This window comes from Facklamia sp. P13064, from assembly GCF_050409425.1.
In the GTDB taxonomy this organism is placed as follows: Bacteria; Bacillota; Bacilli; order Lactobacillales; family Aerococcaceae; genus Facklamia.
Genome location: NZ_JBNUPM010000005.1, coordinates 56,784 through 72,843, shown reverse-complemented (window position 1 = coordinate 72,843; position 16,060 = coordinate 56,784). Strand labels below are relative to the sequence as shown.

The 16,060-nt window shown below is 35.5% G+C and carries 14 protein-coding genes; 4 read left to right on the top strand and 10 right to left on the bottom strand.

Going from position 1 to position 16,060, the window contains the following annotated elements; translation table 11 throughout:
* Positions 1-210 precede the first annotated feature (210 nt).
* The 6 genes from ACQV2S_RS03480 to pepA form a co-directional block, all read right to left on the bottom strand.
* Complete coding sequence (locus ACQV2S_RS03480; RefSeq protein WP_428874854.1) at positions 211-1,365, bottom strand: DUF819 domain-containing protein; 1,155 nt, start codon at positions 1,363-1,365, stop codon at positions 211-213.
* A 214-nt stretch (positions 1,366-1,579) separates the two neighbouring features.
* On the bottom strand, positions 1,580-4,255 hold the full coding sequence (polA, locus tag ACQV2S_RS03475; protein WP_428885023.1) for a DNA polymerase I: 2,676 nt from the start codon (positions 4,253-4,255) through the stop codon (positions 1,580-1,582).
* Positions 4,256-4,318: 63 nt separating this feature from the next.
* Positions 4,319-5,653, bottom strand: a complete 1,335-nt coding sequence (murC, locus tag ACQV2S_RS03470) for a UDP-N-acetylmuramate--L-alanine ligase (RefSeq protein ID WP_428873613.1) — start codon at positions 5,651-5,653, stop codon at positions 4,319-4,321.
* Positions 5,653-6,321 carry a hypothetical protein gene (locus ACQV2S_RS03465; protein ID WP_428873612.1) on the bottom strand — a complete coding sequence of 223 codons (669 nt, stop codon included), beginning with the start codon at positions 6,319-6,321 and terminating at the stop codon, positions 5,653-5,655. The genes murC and ACQV2S_RS03465 overlap by 1 nt, the downstream gene beginning before the upstream one ends.
* 29 nt (positions 6,322-6,350) lie before the next feature.
* Positions 6,351-6,980 (bottom strand): YtpR family tRNA-binding protein, encoded by a 630-nt coding sequence (ytpR, locus tag ACQV2S_RS03460; RefSeq protein ID WP_428873611.1) that lies wholly within the window; start codon positions 6,978-6,980, stop codon positions 6,351-6,353.
* A gap of 13 nt (positions 6,981-6,993) precedes the next feature.
* Positions 6,994-8,067: a glutamyl aminopeptidase gene (gene pepA / locus ACQV2S_RS03455; RefSeq protein ID WP_428885022.1), complete on the bottom strand. Its 1,074-nt coding sequence runs from the start codon at positions 8,065-8,067 to the stop codon at positions 6,994-6,996.
* A 197-nt stretch (positions 8,068-8,264) separates the two neighbouring features.
* Here pepA and ACQV2S_RS03450 point away from each other — a divergent pair, with 197 nt between their 5' ends.
* The 3 genes from ACQV2S_RS03450 (at position 8,265) to trmB (ending at position 10,239) form a co-directional block, all read left to right on the top strand.
* Positions 8,265-8,591: a hypothetical protein gene (locus ACQV2S_RS03450; protein ID WP_428873609.1), complete on the top strand. Its 327-nt coding sequence runs from the start codon at positions 8,265-8,267 to the stop codon at positions 8,589-8,591.
* A 178-nt stretch (positions 8,592-8,769) separates the two neighbouring features.
* On the top strand, positions 8,770-9,549 hold the full coding sequence (locus ACQV2S_RS03445) for a phosphotransferase family protein (protein WP_428873608.1): 780 nt from the start codon (positions 8,770-8,772) through the stop codon (positions 9,547-9,549).
* Between the two features lie 12 nt (positions 9,550-9,561).
* The gene (trmB, locus tag ACQV2S_RS03440) at positions 9,562-10,239 is read left to right on the top strand and encodes a tRNA (guanosine(46)-N7)-methyltransferase TrmB (protein ID WP_428874857.1); all 678 of its coding nucleotides are present in this window, start codon (positions 9,562-9,564) and stop codon (positions 10,237-10,239) included.
* A gap of 43 nt (positions 10,240-10,282) precedes the next feature.
* Here the strand turns inward: trmB and pepF are convergent, their stop codons facing one another.
* The 4 genes from pepF to spxA form a co-directional block, all read right to left on the bottom strand.
* Positions 10,283-12,097 (bottom strand): oligoendopeptidase F, encoded by a 1,815-nt coding sequence (gene pepF, locus ACQV2S_RS03435; protein ID WP_428874859.1) that lies wholly within the window; start codon positions 12,095-12,097, stop codon positions 10,283-10,285.
* A 122-nt stretch (positions 12,098-12,219) separates the two neighbouring features.
* Entirely contained in the window at positions 12,220-13,335 is a 1,116-nt protein-coding gene (locus ACQV2S_RS03430) for a competence protein CoiA (protein ID WP_428874860.1), read from the bottom strand.
* A gap of 59 nt (positions 13,336-13,394) precedes the next feature.
* Positions 13,395-14,150, bottom strand: coding sequence for an adaptor protein MecA (locus tag ACQV2S_RS03425; protein WP_428873604.1), 756 nt, complete (start codon positions 14,148-14,150; stop codon positions 13,395-13,397).
* A gap of 162 nt (positions 14,151-14,312) precedes the next feature.
* Positions 14,313-14,711, bottom strand: coding sequence for a transcriptional regulator SpxA (spxA, locus tag ACQV2S_RS03420; RefSeq protein WP_428873603.1), 399 nt, complete (start codon positions 14,709-14,711; stop codon positions 14,313-14,315).
* A gap of 333 nt (positions 14,712-15,044) precedes the next feature.
* Between spxA and trpS the strand changes: the two genes are divergently transcribed.
* Positions 15,045-16,034, top strand: a complete 990-nt coding sequence (gene trpS / locus ACQV2S_RS03415; protein WP_428885021.1) for a tryptophan--tRNA ligase — start codon at positions 15,045-15,047, stop codon at positions 16,032-16,034.
* The last annotated feature ends 26 nt before the right edge of the window (positions 16,035-16,060 follow it).

The window sequence follows — 16,060 nt, the reverse complement described above, 5'->3', positions numbered from 1 at the left end:
CTTTTATGTACACCAATTATTATATACTAAGAGGGGGGGACTTTCATCCTAGCTTAGAAGCTTCAAGCTATTTTAAAGATTTTGTCTTAATAAGGACACAAAAAAGACGATTGAATTTCTGATATGCCCCCTGTCAAGTAGACAGATAAAATATCATTCAAACAATCGTCTATTGTTGTCACATCTTAAAAGATACAGTTTTTAAAGATTTTAAGCTAAAAATGCTAAAAGATTTGAAATTAGTATTCCAATAAATGTTCCCGTACTTACACCTATTAAGGCCATTAATACAGCAATAGGCACTAAAGATTGAGAATAAGCCGCTGCTAAAACTGGTGCAGATGCTACTCCACCTATATTAGCTAATGAAGCCACCCCACATGTGAATAAATCCAACTTAAAAAGCTTAGCTATAATTAACATTAATATGCCGTGAACTAACAAAATAACAAAACCAGTTAAAATATAAGCTGGGGCTTGGGTTAATTCGGCAAAATTTGAAGTAGCTGCAATTAAACCAATTAATAAATATAACAAAACATTAGATAGCTGTGGGGCACCCGGAATCTTACCTAAAGGTGTCATAGCGCACGCTAAACCAATAAAAGTAACGATAATGATTGTCCAGCCTGTTTCAAAGTTACCAGGTAAGTAGCCAGCTATCGTTTGTGCTAGGGCAGTAAAACTAAAAGCTAAACCTAATAACAGTAGAATATGATGATGCTCAATGGCTGTGCTAATTTTATCAAATTTAATAGTTAAATTTTCATTCACTTTATCTATGACAGAGGTGTCAGCCTTGGTCCATTTATTAAACTTTTTAGCAAAAGGTACCATAGCTAACAAGAACATTATCCACATTGAATAATCAATCGAATCAATCAAAAGAGTGTATCCCATACTTTCACTATTAAGATTTAATGATTCCATAACAGCAGACATATTTTGGACGCCACCTACCCAACTACCTGCTAAGGCACCAAGCGTGAGCGGAGCATCCGGCGATAGGATGCCTTTGAATAGGGTGAAAGCGATTACAAAGCCTATTGTAATCGTGATTGTTGCTGAGAAAAATGATAGGATCATTTTCCAGCCTAACTTGGCAATATCTCTTAAATCAGCTCTTAGAAGCATTAGAAAGATCATAGCTGGAAGAATAGCATCCTTAATCGCTCCCCTTGCACCCAAGACTTCCTCCCCTTGCCAAAAACCAAAGGTTGAAAATAACATCGTTCCAAAATAAACTATTATCAGTGCTGGTACATAAGTAAAGAACTTCGAATCCTTATACTTGCTTTCAAGCCAAACCATTACACCTATGAAAAGTAACATGAAGGCGATAAAGTGAAATCCATTCGTAATCATAAAAAACCTCCTTTTATTTTACCACTGTTTGATAACGCTTTCAAAGTGGCTAGTTTTATTTTATATTAATTTTAAAAGTGCGTCAATGAAAAATTTAAGTTTCTCAATATAACAAAAATTAGTAAACTTTTACATATGATAAATCAAAAACTCACAAGTTAAATTCTTAAGAATTTTCAAGTTCTAAGACATTTTGTTGTGAGTTTATTTCTATTTATTTAAGCTCCAACCAAGAATCTCCATAATGATAGTCTACTTTTAGTGGAACACTCAAATCAGCAGCCTCCTCCATCACTTGTGGAACTATTTTTTCTAAGATCGACATTTCTTCTTCTGGTCCTTCAAGGATCAATTCGTCATGTATCTGTAAAATCATGCGTGATTGAAGGTCTTCCTCTTTCAAGCGCTGATCTAAATTAACCATGGCAACTTTAATAATATCAGCCGCACTTCCTTGAATTGGCGAGTTCATAGCAGTTCGTTCTGCAAAGGAACGAACATTAAAATTGGTAGCGTGAATATCCGGTAAATAACGCCGGCGATTGAAGAGTGTTTTTACATAGCCTCTTTCTTTAGCTTCTTCCACAATCGTTTCCATAAATGTTTTGATGCCCGGAAACATTTCAAAGTAACGATCAATAAAAGCCTTGGCTTTTTTACGGGTAATGTTTAAATTTTGTGATAAACCATAATCAGAAATTCCATATACTATTCCAAAGTTAACTGCCTTGGCTTGGCGACGGTGGTCTGCATCTACTGCCTGATCATCTTCTAGGTTAAAGACTCTTCTAGCCGTAGCAGAGTGGATATCTTCATTATTTCTAAACGCTTCTTGCATGTGTTGATCTTGCGAAATATGAGCTAAAACGCGTAATTCAATTTGTGAATAATCCGCCCCAAATAACTTCCAGCCCTTCTTGCTTGGTACAAAAGCTTGACGCACTAGCCGTCCTTCTTCGATTCGGATTGGTATGTTTTGTAAGTTAGGATCAGTGGATGAAAGACGTCCTGTTTGAGTTAAAGTTTGGACAAAGCGTGTGTGAATCTTACCATCTTCTTTAATATAGGGTGGAAGCCCTGCTAAATAGGTCGACTGTAATTTTGCAATCTGTCGATAGGCTAAAATAGCTGGGACAATGGGATGCTTGTCTTTCAACTTTTCCAAAACATCAGCTGCTGTAGAATACCCGGTTTTTGTTTTCTTGATAATAGGCAAGCCTAAATCTTCAAAAAGAACAATACCCAATTGTTTAGGAGAATTCACATTGAAAGTTGAGCCAGCCATGTTATGAATTTCTTCTTCCATTTTTTGCATACGAATTAGAACTTGCTCATTTTTTTCATCTAGAGTTGAACGATCAACCTTTATGCCACCGATTTCAATCTTGGCTAAGGTTTGAGCCAAAGGTAACTCTATTTCATGATAGAGGTCTGTCATCTCTAGTTCTTCTAAACGATTTTCTAATGGTTGTTGAACTGCTTTTAGAGTTTGTAATTTATTGGCTAAATGTTGGTAAAACTGATCCTTATTTTCAGGTAAAGCTCTTTTTGCTCCCTTACCATAGATCGTTTCATCGTATTGCACTGTCACTGGCAGATTTAAAAGATTCGCCACATCCGCAAGTTCTTGGTTGTTTTTTGTATCAATTAAATAAGTGGCAATCAAAACATCCATCATTATGCCATTAATTTGTGTATCGTAACGGGAAGCTATGACCGCTTCACGTTTATAATCAAAAAAGATTTTTTGCTTGTCTTCGTTAGTTAACCACTCTTTAAAAACTTGACTGCTAAAAGCTAAGTCTTCAGGAAGGATGTACAATTGATTTTGTTTAAAATCTAACCAAGCGACCGCTTTAATAGGGGCAAAGTGATAATTGTCCTGTAAGATTTCACTGTAATACACTGCTTGATCAGGTAAGATAGTGGGTTCAATCCGGTCTGCTGAATCGATTACTTGGATGGAAATTTCAGGTAAATCTTCTGCTGCTTGATTAATCGTACTCGACTCCCCTTGCTCAACTTGCAAGTCTTTCAAGAAAGTTTGAAAGTCCATTTGACGATAGAACTCAGCTAAAGCTTGGTAATCTGGTTGGTGCAAAAGAGTCTCCTCAATTGTCAATTCTATCGGTGCATCATGAAGAATACGAGCTAAATCTTTACTCATCCTTGCATTAGCTTCATCATTAATAATGTTTTCTTTCATTTTAGAAGCTTTTAACTCATCTAAGCGATCATACATGGCTTCTACTGAACCAAACTGATGAAGTAATTTAAGTGCTGTCTTCTCACCCACTCTAGTAATACCTGGGTAATTATCAGATGAATCCCCCATAAGACCTTTCATGTCAATAATTTGTAAAGGCTCAATCCCCCATTTTTCTTGGATTGATTGAGGGGTGTATGCTTCTAGGTCAGAAACACCTTTACGCGTAATATACACAGTTGTTTTATCACTGGCTAATTGAGTTAAATCTTTATCTCCAGATAGGACAATAACTTGATCTGCTTGGCCTGCTTGATAAGCAAGAGTTCCTATAATATCATCCGCTTCATAATTACTTAAAGAATAATGTTTAATACCATAGGCTTCTAACAGCACACGAAAATATGGAATCTGCTCTTTGAATTCAGTAGGTGTCTTTTGGCGTCCACTTTTATAGTCTTGATATTTTTCTGTCCGAAAAGTGCCACCACTCTTATCAAATGCCACTAAAACATGGGTTGGCTTAAATTGACTCAAGACATTATCTAACATTCTCTTAAAAGTGAAAAGAGCATTAGTATGAAGACCTGATCGATTTTTAAAACGTTCAATATCAAGGATTGAAAAGAAAGAACGAAAGGCTAAACTCGATCCATCAATTAAAAGTATGGTACGTTTTGACATTATGTCACTCCTTTATTTATGCAAAAAGCCAACGAATTCGCTGGCTTTAAGAATCAAATTACATTATAAATTTTTTACATGAAGACTCGCATAGGCTGTTTCAAATTGACGAGCTAAATGGTCGATATCTCCCGCTCCCATGAATAAAAGGACTTCATCTTTGTAATCCATAAGCGGTGAAAGATGATCTTTCGAAATAATTTCAACTTTTTCATTAATCATTCTAGCTAAATCTTCAATTTTGACATCACCTGATTGTTCTCTAGCTGAAGTAAAAATATCAACTAAATGAACATGATCTGCAATTGATAAAGCTTCAGCAAATTCATTAAGCAAAGCTACGGTACGACTGAAAGTATGGGGTTGAAAGATTGCTACTACCCGTCGATTAGGATATTTTTGTTGAGCCGCATCAATTGTTGCTTTTATCTCACTTGGATGGTGGGCATAGTCATCAATAATAATTAAATCTTCAACTTGTCTTACTGAAAAACGACGCTTTACCCCCTGAAAGCTTGCCATTTGTTCAGCAATGTCTTTAGCCTTAAATCCTTCTAAATAGAGTAAGGTAATAACCGCTAAGGCATTTAAAATATTATGCTCGCCATAAGCAGGAAGGTGAAAGTGTCCAAATTTTTCTCCTTTAATATATACGTCAAAATCAGAGCCTTTTGGCGTACGTTGAATATTATCAGTATAAAACTCTTGGTTATCATTGAGGCCATAGCGATAGACAGGAACATTTGATTGCAATTTAGATAAAAATGGGTCATCCCCCCAAGCGATAATTCCTTTTTTTGCTTGGTGGCTAAAGTCATTAAAGGCTGAAAAGACATCTTCAATGGATTGATAATAGTCTGGATGGTCGAAATCAATATTGGTGATAATCGCATAATCAGGTTGATAGGCCATGAAATGACGGCGATATTCACAAGCCTCTAAGGCAAAATAGGTAGATTCTTCATCGCCAAAACCCGTACCATCACCAATGAGATAAGAAAGAGGAGCTAGTTTTTTTAAAGTATGGGCCAGCAAACCAGTCGTAGAAGTCTTACCGTGTGAACCTGTGACAGCAATTGAAGTGTATTGTTTTAATAAGTCACCAATAAAGGTATGGTAGCGATAAATAGGTAGACCTAATTCTCTCGCTTTCACTAACTCAGGGTGTTCATCATTAAATGCATTGCCTGCTATAATCGTTTGCCTCGCTTGGATATTATCGGCTGAAAATTCTAGAATTTTGATGGATTGATTTTCTAATTCTTGTTGTGTAAAGAAATAAGTAGCTACATCACTGCCTTGTACATGGTATCCTTCACCATGTAAAACCAAAGCAAGGGCAGACATACCAGAGCCTTTTATTCCCACAAAGTGATAAACAGTATTTTTATCTAACATTATTCATTATCCTCCTTAGTAAACAAGAGAAAGGATTGCTTGTCTTTCACTAAACGTTTGAGTATCTGACGGTCAACTTTTTTCATAGTCCAACACTCTTGATGCCCTTCTTGCATCCGTTGAACTGCTTTCAAGGAATGATCAATATTGGCTAAACGTTCTTCTATTACTTGATTGCCTTGTTTAGTTTTTTCTCTTTCGCTTGTAGACAATGAGTTATTATAATCCTTTTGCAATTTGTTTTCCATATTATTCCTACGATAATCTTTATTATGCAAGAAAGGAATATCATAAGCATAAGAAAACTTTGTCTCATTTGGCTCATTTTCAAACTGTTCATCTAAAGTTTTCTTGCTTTGCATGGCTTGACTAGCTTTTTCAAGTCGGTAATGCTTTGCTTCCCGTCCATAAGCTGTTTGATAAGAGGATGATAGTGGTTTGTCTGAAAAGCTTTCTAATATTCCTGAACCGGATTCAAACCACCGATCAGAAGGTCTATCTGACATTCTATTAGATTCTATCTTCTTTTGAACCTTTTTAAAAGCGGGCTCTTCTAAAGCGTGTTCAGAACTACGATGACTCCCCATACCAAGATGAAATTTTCTTTTCTTGTTTCCAGCTAAGTGATGACCTTTTTTGAAAGCTGGACCTTTATATTCAGAAGTCATAGCGATCTCCTTTGTGATTTTTCTCTAAATTAATAGCTTTGAATTACTTCTGCTAAACTTGTTCCTACTTCAAAATGATTCGGCAATACCCAGATGCCTGGATCATTTTGAATATCTTCTAAACCAAGCTCTCGGGTAGAACAAATCATACCTCTAGAAGGAACGCCTCGTAATTCACCAGGCCATATAATTGCGCCCGAAGGCATCACTGCACCTGATTTGGCCACTAAAACTTTTTGACCCTGCGCAATATTAGCTGCTCCACAAACAATTTGTAAGACTTCATCTTCGCTCACTCGTGTTTGAGTAATATTTAAATGGTCAGAATCTTCGTGAGCTTGACATTCTTCAACGAATCCAACCACAAATTTTTCTTCTCGATCGATTTCGACCTCTAAATCAAAGCCTGCCTCTTTAATGAGGTTTTTAACCAGCATTTCTTGTTCTTTATTTAATTTAACAAGACCTTGACCCTCCACTTTAAAATGCTTAGATAAACGATGAATATTAATACCCATCACTTGATCATTTGTCTGATCTCTAATTATGGTAACATCCCCTTTGCGTTCGTAGCTGAGATGATCTTCATCCGTTATTCCATTAGTTAAAAGAAGTACATCGCCAATTCCTTCTTTATTATAAAATGCTAAACTTTTCATTTAATTGCTCCTTTTATGATTTAATAATCGTTTCATAAGTCGTGCGATCAAAATTACGTACTAAATGCAAGAGCATTTCTTTGGCTGCTTCATAATCTGAGATAGTAAATAAAGTTTGATGGCCGTGAATATAACGTGCTGGAACTCCAATCACTGCACTAGGAACACCCTTATTCATAGTATGAGCAGCTCCAGCATCAGTACCACCTTTAGAGAAGAAACATTGGTAGGGAATATTATGGGTGTTTGCAGTATCTTCAATATACTCGCGCAAGCCTTTGTGAGTAATCATACCAGGATCTTGGATTCTCAGTAAGAACCCTCCACCTAATTGCCCTTCACTTTGAGTCGCTTTTTCAATATCATTTGCTGGTGAACAGTCCACCGCTACAAAAAGATCCGGTTGGAATTCATGAACGCCCCCTCTAATACCTCTTAAACCAACTTCTTCTTGAACACTTGCTCCAATAATTAATTCATTATTGAGTTCTTCATTTTGAATTTCACGAAGCGTTTCTAATACAACTGTACATCCATAACGGTTATCCCATGCTTTAGACAGAATTGATTTACCGTTTGCTGTCTTAATAGTTTCCACTTGGGGTACAATTGGATCGCCTAATCTCACTCCAAATTCTTCTGCTTCTTCCTTAGAAGTAAATCCTGCATCAAAAAGAATAGAATCAGCCTTAAGCTGTGATTTAGCGCCTTTTTCTCTTAAGAGATGAGGAGGAACTGCTCCAGATACAATCGGATAATCGCCTTTTTTAGTTTGCAACGTAAAGCGTTGGGCTGAAATCACATAAGGGTTCCATCCACCAATTGGGACTACTCTGAAAAGGCCTCGATCGGTAATTTCACGAACCATAAAGCCCACTTCATCCATATGCGCTGCCACCATTAAACGAGGTGCTCCCTCTTTCTTACTATGTTTGATACCAAAGATATTTCCTAAACTAGACTGATGTATTTCATCAACAAGCGGAGACATTTCTTGATGCATGAAGTCTCTAACACGTTTTTCGTGACCTGAGATTCCTTGTAATTCAGTTAACTTTTTTATTAAGGCAAAAGTTTGATCGTTCATAAAATTTGTGGCTAAGCCACACCCTCCTCATCTTTATTTGACTTATTATTCTCCTTTTATTCTGTCACAAAAATACTTTAAAAGCAATTGGCGTACAAGTTTGAAAAGTATTCTTTAAATAAAATTTATGGTATGATCAAGATAAGTTTCAAAAGCGATAAGAAGTTAGATTACTTATCACAAATAGGAGGAAAGATATGTCTCAAAACAAAAATTACAGCTTACTAGGAACAATTGTGTTGATATCTGGAATTGTTATTGGTGCTGCAGGTACGCTATTATATAAGGAAAATCGCCCCTTAAACGCTGGTAAGGTATTAGAAAGTATTCGTGAAGCCTTCGCGCTTGAAGGAGAAATCACAGGTTCTTGGATCGATTATGACCCTATTGAATATACTACCTACAATTCCCGTCCATTGGTATACACAGGAGGCATCTCACGTAAGGAAAATGACCAGATCGTTCACTACCACTTTGTTGCAGATATCTATACTGGAGAAATTTTAAATACCTTCGAAGCTTAACTTACATACATTTTCTAAGCACTTTAAGGTGCTTTTTCTTATGTTCAAATTTTACTAATCCATTTATACTTTTAAAATAATCTATATATTATTATTTATAATCAAAAATAAAAGCTGTTGACCTAAAAGATTAGCATGTTAGAATAAAGAGTATCACTTTAATGAAAGGAGCGAGGTTATGTACCATGATAGTGAAGAATGGCAAATAACCCCATTGAGCGGAAACACTGGTCAAGCTTATATGGGCGTCAGTAAAGACGAAAAAGTCTTTTTTAAACGTAACACCTCGCCCTTTATCGCTGCTTTAGCTGCTGAAGGTATTACCCCTAAACTAAAATGGACTCAAAGAACTTATACGGGAGACATATTAACTGCTCAAGAATGGGAGGAGGGTCAATTATTAAATAAACAGGATATGGCTAACCAAGAAGTCATTGATTTGATCCGCTCTATCCACCAAAACGATTCTCTTTTGAATCTACTCAAACGCGCAAAAGCTCAGGAGTCGTCTCCTCTAGATTTAATAAAGGATTATTATCAAGGTCTACCCCATTCATTAAAGTTTCACAGCTATTTTAATCATATTATCCAGCAGATGGAGCACATGATTGATCGAGATTTTTTAGAGATAGACTACTGCATCTGTCACGGAGATCTTAATCATAATAACTTTTTGTTAACAAATGACCAACATTTATACTTAGTCGATTGGGATAATGTTAAAATTGCTGATCCACTATTTGATATCTGCTATCTACTTTGTCATTATTTTTCACCTACAGAATGGATGCAATGGTTTAATCTCTATGAATTTCCTATTACTGACTCCTTTCAAAAACGGGTAAAATGGTACAGTCTCCTAGCTTGCCTTAATCTGATTAAAGAATATTATGCAGAAGATCGTCATTATCAAGTCAATGAAACTGTTGTTTTGCTAAAAAACATCTATGAAAATTAAAAAGGAGAGACTATGAGATTACGTCATAAACCATGGGCCGCTGATAAATTAAAGGCCTATCCAAAATATGTTACTCAAAATCCCCAAGACTTTAAGGGGGAATGGCAAAAGCGTTTTGCTAAAAATCAACCCATTCATATTGAAGTTGGATCAGGTAAAGGACAATTTATAGTTGAAATGGCTAAAGCCCATCCTAACATCAACTATATTGCCATCGAATTACAAACTTCAGTAGCTGTTTCTATTCTGGATTTACAACTAAATACCCAACTAGAAAATTTACAAATTATTAATGCCCACGGTGGCGATTTGAACCATTTCTTTAGTGATGGAGAAGTCAACCGTGTATATCTTAACTTTTCTGATCCTTGGCCCAAGGCTCGTCATACTAAACGACGTTTAACTTCCCCTAAATTTTTAAGCCAATACCAAACAATTTTAAAACTTGATGGGGATATTCATTTCAAGACAGATAATATGAGTCTCTTTCAGTATTCTTTAGCTTCTATGAGTCAATATGGTTTCGTTTTTCGTCAAGTATGGTTAGATCTTCATCATAGCGATTTTCAAGGAAACATACAAACTGAATACGAGGAAAAATTCTCAGCCAAAGGTCACCCAATCTATCGCTTAGAGGCCTATTTCCCACAAAAAAATAATAGCTTGCTAAACACACAACCCCCTCAATAGGTATTCGTCTATTGAGGGGGGTATTTATTTAAAACTTTTCTGATTATGAACGGTGTTCTTTCAAGATTGACTCAAACTCATCGAGCCTTTCTTCAAAAACATCAAGCGTCGCTAAAATATAATTTGCTTGAGTCATATCTAAGCCAGCGTCTTTCATAGTATCTACAGCATATTTAGAAGACCCTGACTTTAAGAAACCTTTGTAATTCTCTAAAGCTTCTTTATCTCCTTGATAGATTTTAGCTGCAAAGTAAGTTGCTGCCGAGAATCCTGTGGCATATTGAAAAACATAATAATTATAGTAGAAGTGAGGAATACGTGACCACTCTAGCACAATCTCAGAATCTGAATTAACTGCCTCCCCGTAGTATTTAGCATTTAACTCACGATAATTTTCTGAAAGAAACTCCTGTGTTAAAGGTGTGCCTTCAGCATCTGCAGTATGCATAAAGTGTTCAAATTCAGCAAACTGTGTTTGTCGGAAGACGGTACCTTTAGCTCCGTCTAAGAAATGATTTAAGATGAATAGACGAATTTCGGGATCTTTATATTTGTCTAATAAGTAATAAGTTAATAAGTTTTCATTAGTAGTCGACGCAATTTCTGCTAAGAAAATAGAATAACCAGAATAGATATGCTCTTGGTTATTGCGACTTAAGTATGAGTGTGCAGAATGCCCTAGCTCATGAATTAAGGTATAAAGGTGATTAATTGAGTCTTGCCAGTTCATTAAAATATATGGCTTAGAATCATAGGTTCCTGAAGAATAAGCTCCTGATCGTTTACCGATATTTTCATAAAGGTCAATCCAACGGTCAGCAAAAGCTTCCTTCATTATTGCCACATAGTCTTCACCCATTGGTTTTACAGCTTCCAAAATAATCGACTGCGCCTCTTCATAAGTCACTTTAATTGGAGCTTCACCTAATAAAGGTGTATACATATCGTACATTTCTAAATCTTCAACACCTAGTAAGTCTTTACGAAGTGCTACATAACGATGTAAAAGATTTAAACGTGAATGAACAGCCTCTAACAATGTATCATACACTGACTCTGGCACATTGTTTTGGAAAAGAGCAGCTTGTCGAGCAGAGTCAAAGTGACGTACTTTTGCTTGATAATTATGAGCTTTCATTTGACTAGAAATTAAGCTAGCATATGTATTTTTAAATTGGTCGAAAATACTATAATATTTTTGGAAAGTTTCTTTTCTAACGCGACGGTCAGAAGATTCAAGCATCTTTCCATAAACCGAGTGCGTTAACTCTACTTCATGGCCTTCTTCATCCTTGATAGTAGGAAACCTCAAATCGGCATCAGTCAATAAGCCAAATGTTTTGCTTGGTGTGGCAAAAATTTCACCCGCTTTAGCCAACAAAAGCTCTTCTGCATGGCTTAAAGTGTGTGGGCGAAAACGTACTGCATTATCTAGAAACTGACGGTATTTTTTTAATGACTCATTGGTCTTAATAAATTCCTGTAGTTTCTCCTCATCAATCGCTAAAAGCTCAGGATCAAAGAAAGCTGTAGCTCCATCAAATTCAGTAATTAATTGCAATGTACGCGCTTGTAAGCTTTGTGAAGCAGAAACGGTTTGATCTTGATCACTGATTAAGTGACTATAAACATATAAGTTTTCAACGATTCTCTCAGTTTCTTTCATCGTTTCAATCGCTTTAACAAGCTGATCTGCACTTCGACCTAGCGTGCCCTCTAAGTCCTTCAAATCACCAATCATTTGTTGAGCCTTTGTAAAATCCGATTCAAAAGCTTCTTGGTCTTTATACATGGATGACAAATCCCAGGTATATTTTTCTTCTATCTCAGAACGCTTACGTGCTTTATGTGTAGACATAACATTACTCCCTTTTCTTATGATAATCTTAGTTTATCATAATTAGATCCTAAATGGGAACGGTATCATTAATTAATTAGATGATTTAAAAAAATTTTTTCTGACTCTCTAACAAATCGTTTTTACTCCATTAATCTTTTTAGAACATAATAAAGAATATATAAAGTTTCTTCTAATATAGTTTTAGATTGGCCCATTAAAGGAAAGTGAAACATACTAAAGTGGTTGTTATCTAAATGTTCATTCATCCTCGAGGAAAAGGAAGAAAAGTTTAACCCCTCTCCTTCAGGGTTGATTTTCAAATTTCTATTCAGCCATAACATTGATTCAAAGGCCCAAATCCAAATCAGCCAGCCAGGCTCTTTCATCGCTTGCACCTGCCAATTATTAAAAACCCATCTGGGTATTTCTTCCAAGTTAATTTGATAGTTGTAGAGCTGGTTTAAGAAAACACGATAAGAAAGATTGGATTTTATTGATTGAATAATAAAAGAATAGTCAATTAGAGAAATACTCCTAGACTCGCTTCTTTTCAAATAAATATTTTTCACATCGCTCTTTGCTTTTAAGCTTCCATTAAGTGCCAATAGCCAATTTTCTTTATAAGAATAGCTTGTAAGCTTAATATCTAAATTATTTAAACTATAAACTAAAGGTATATGGTGATAACATTTTAATTCGTACTGATTTAAATCTAAAGTCCAAACGTGATAACCAAGTTTCTTTGAATATGCGATACAACGTCGAACCCATGTACTTAAGCCCCGTTGTTTAAAATAATAATCATCAATTAACCATTGAACTTGAAAACCGAGTGCTTGATAATTTTTTTGTCTTTTATCCATATCAATTGATGAAATGACTGATTTTTGATACTCAACTATCCAAGCGCAGGAGCTATCTTCGACCATAAGATCAGCAATCTGATTTATTTTTTCAAAAATAACCTCTTGCGCACATTCATAGCCAAAGTTTCGGAAATTATCTCGTAATAAATTTTTGGCCTGCTTATGTTCTTTACTTTCTCCTCTGTGAGTCTCTTTTAAACCAAATTTTAAATAAGTACCCTCATTTTTAATATCTAATGAACAAGCTTTTAAATGTCGGAAGTAAGAACGCCCTTTTTCTTTATTAATTAAAACTACTTTAGTTAAGCAGTACGGACAAACATAAATCTGATCCTTTTTTGCTTCTTTTGCATAGATTAACTCACCAAATTGATTTATTGCCGCGTACATTAATAACCCCCCCTTTAATCTGAAATACAGATCTAAAGGGGGTTAGGTGTTTAATTGATTTAAAATTGATTTCCAAAGAAGAAGAGTGCATCTTCTTTTCTTAATAACTCACCGTGTTCTGCTAGAACAGATGCAGTGACCATTGATATTTCTCCAAACTCGAAGAGAGTCAATAACTTAGTTGCAAGTTTATCTTTACTTACTGTTCGTTCTAAATCATAGAGAATCAAGAAATAATGCGAATTCATATAATATAGATCTGAAACTAGCAATTCGCTTGGTATTTCACGAGCTAGTCTTAAAAAATTATCCAATGAACTAAAACGAATGACTCCTTCAATAGGTTGCTCTTGTGATAAGTCTTCATCTTTTGACTCAGACTTAGGATTAAATAAATTCATCATCGACTCAATCGCCGTCTTCTTAGTTTTCTTATTAGTAGAGGAGCTTACTTGTTGATTCGATTCAGCAGTTGAATCGGTCATATTTTCACTAGAGGATTCCTTCAGGGACATTTCTTTGCGTTCTTTAAGACGCTTCGTTAGTTCATCTTCCCAAACCTCATCAAGTTCCTCAACATTGGCACGGCTAATATACAATTCTAAGCCTTCGCTGTTAGGAATCACTTGGAATGTCACAGCTTCTGAATCGTGAAAATGATGGTCAATATCCACTTCTTCTAAAATTGAGTAAAAGAATTTTTCAATCCGTGATTGGTCCCCTATTAGGTCTAAAAAGTCGATACCCCGTTCTTCTAGATCCTCAGATCCAATTAGAACTTTAATTAGGTTATCATTTATATGCTCCATTTCCATAGCAATTCACCTCCACCTTCTTATCCATTATACTACTTACAAACAGACATACCAAGCATTATGTCATGTTCCGTAATTTTAGCAAAAATACATTGTCTATGCAAGCTTATCCAATGCAATTCTATTTATTCAAAAAAAGAGCCCGAAGGCTCAAATTTTTGTTTATTCATTTACCAAAGCACGAGCGTGACGCAATGCGCGAGCTCTTACTTCTCGAGGCAAGAAACGTCTGATTTCATCCTCGTTGTAACCAATCTGAATGCGTTTATCATCTAAAATAATTGGTCGACGCAACAAACCTGGTTGATTTTGAACTAACTCAAAAAAATCATTTAAAGGTAATTCGCTGATTTCTACATCTAATTCTGAATAGGCTTTTGACCGAGTTGAAACGATATCCTCTGTCCCTTCCTCTGTCATACGCAAAATACCTTTTATTTCGTTTATCGTTAAAGGTTCAGTGAAAATATTGCGCTCTTCGAATGCAATATTATTTTCTTCTAGCCATGAACGGGCTTTTCTACATGACGTGCAACTTGGAGTTACATATAATGTTACCATTAAAAGATCATCCTCTCTTGTGAACATTCTTCTCTCTTAAAGACACGTACATATTCAATTATTGAACTTAAGATTTTATCATTTAACAATCAAATCTATTCGATACAATAAGTGAGTTTCACAAAGTATTTAGTACTACATATAGAATTATAGCAACAAAAATGCTTTAAAGCAAACTATAATCAATGATTAGTGTGTGACATTTATTAGAATTACTGATGAAAAACTGCCAGTTTGTGAAAACACTCAATCTTTTTTCATAAAAGCTAGCATTTAATTTTAGATAGGTTATAATTATTAATGTAAATATAAGCCATTAGAAAGAGGAAGATCATGAAAGAGACCATTTTTTCCGGTGTACAACCATCCTCCATACCTACTCTTGGAAACTATATTGGAGCCATGAAATCATTTGTTGATTTACAAGATAAATATCAAGCAACCTATTGTATTGTGAATCAACATGCCATCACAGTCCCACAGGACCCTGAAATATTGGTAAGACAAACTAAGCAACTAGCTGCCCTTTATTTAGCGATTGGTATCGATCCGAACAAATCCACAGTATTCGTACAATCAGAAGTACCTGCTCACTCTCAAATTGCTTGGCTCATTACCTGTCAGATTGGCGTAGGTGAGCTAGAACGAATGACACAATATAAAGACAAGTCTGCTAAACAAGAATCAGTTGGTGCTGGCTTACTTTGTTACCCGGCATTAATGGTTGGTGATATAGTTCTTTATGATGCTAAATATGTTCCAGTAGGTGATGACCAGCGTCAGCATATTGAATTAACAAGAAATTTTGTAGACCGTTTTAACAACCGCTACGGAGAAGACATATTAGTTAAACCAGAACCTATTTATCCAAATGCTGGTAAGCGAGTTATGAGTCTGCAAGACCCAAGTCGAAAAATGTCCAAATCAGATGAAAATGAAAAAAGTAAAATCTCAATGTTGGATGAACCGGGTCAAATCATTAAGAAAATTAAATCAGCTGTTACTGATTCAATTGGAGTCGTTAATTATGACACGGCTAACCAAGCTGGTTTATCCAACTTAATTGAAATTTACGCAAGCTTAAGTGAACAGCCAATTAAAAAGATCGTTAATCAATATCATGACTTAGGTTATGGTCGCTTTAAATCAGACTTAGCTGATTTAGTTGTATCTGTCTTAGAGCCTATTCAAAAGCGTTATAATCAGCTAATCGCAAGCGATGAACTTTATGATATTCTTTCTATAGGTGCAACTAAAGCTAATGAAACAGCTTCTCAGACATTGGCTCGTATGGAGAAAGTAATGGGTATACGATATAGATAGTACATAGCAAAAAAACTGCCAACTTA

Bases quoted from the DNA above. Each gene is read 5' to 3' on its own strand.
- ACQV2S_RS03480 (WP_428874854.1), bottom strand. From the start codon at position 1,365: ATGATTACGAATGGATTTCACTTTATCGCCTTCATGTTACTTTTCATA.
- polA (WP_428885023.1), bottom strand. From the start codon at position 4,255: ATGTCAAAACGTACCATACTTTTAATTGATGGATCGAGTTTAGCCTTT.
- murC (WP_428873613.1), bottom strand. From the start codon at position 5,653: ATGTTAGATAAAAATACTGTTTATCACTTTGTGGGAATAAAAGGCTCT.
- ACQV2S_RS03465 (WP_428873612.1), bottom strand. From the start codon at position 6,321: ATGACTTCTGAATATAAAGGTCCAGCTTTCAAAAAAGGTCATCACTTA.
- ytpR (WP_428873611.1), bottom strand. From the start codon at position 6,980: ATGAAAAGTTTAGCATTTTATAATAAAGAAGGAATTGGCGATGTACTT.
- pepA (WP_428885022.1), bottom strand. From the start codon at position 8,067: ATGAACGATCAAACTTTTGCCTTAATAAAAAAGTTAACTGAATTACAA.
- ACQV2S_RS03450 (WP_428873609.1), top strand. From the start codon at position 8,265: ATGTCTCAAAACAAAAATTACAGCTTACTAGGAACAATTGTGTTGATA.
- ACQV2S_RS03445 (WP_428873608.1), top strand. From the start codon at position 8,770: ATGTACCATGATAGTGAAGAATGGCAAATAACCCCATTGAGCGGAAAC.
- trmB (WP_428874857.1), top strand. From the start codon at position 9,562: ATGAGATTACGTCATAAACCATGGGCCGCTGATAAATTAAAGGCCTAT.
- pepF (WP_428874859.1), bottom strand. From the start codon at position 12,097: ATGTCTACACATAAAGCACGTAAGCGTTCTGAGATAGAAGAAAAATAT.
- ACQV2S_RS03430 (WP_428874860.1), bottom strand. From the start codon at position 13,335: ATGTACGCGGCAATAAATCAATTTGGTGAGTTAATCTATGCAAAAGAA.
- ACQV2S_RS03425 (WP_428873604.1), bottom strand. From the start codon at position 14,150: ATGGAAATGGAGCATATAAATGATAACCTAATTAAAGTTCTAATTGGA.
- spxA (WP_428873603.1), bottom strand. From the start codon at position 14,711: ATGGTAACATTATATGTAACTCCAAGTTGCACGTCATGTAGAAAAGCC.
- trpS (WP_428885021.1), top strand. From the start codon at position 15,045: ATGAAAGAGACCATTTTTTCCGGTGTACAACCATCCTCCATACCTACT.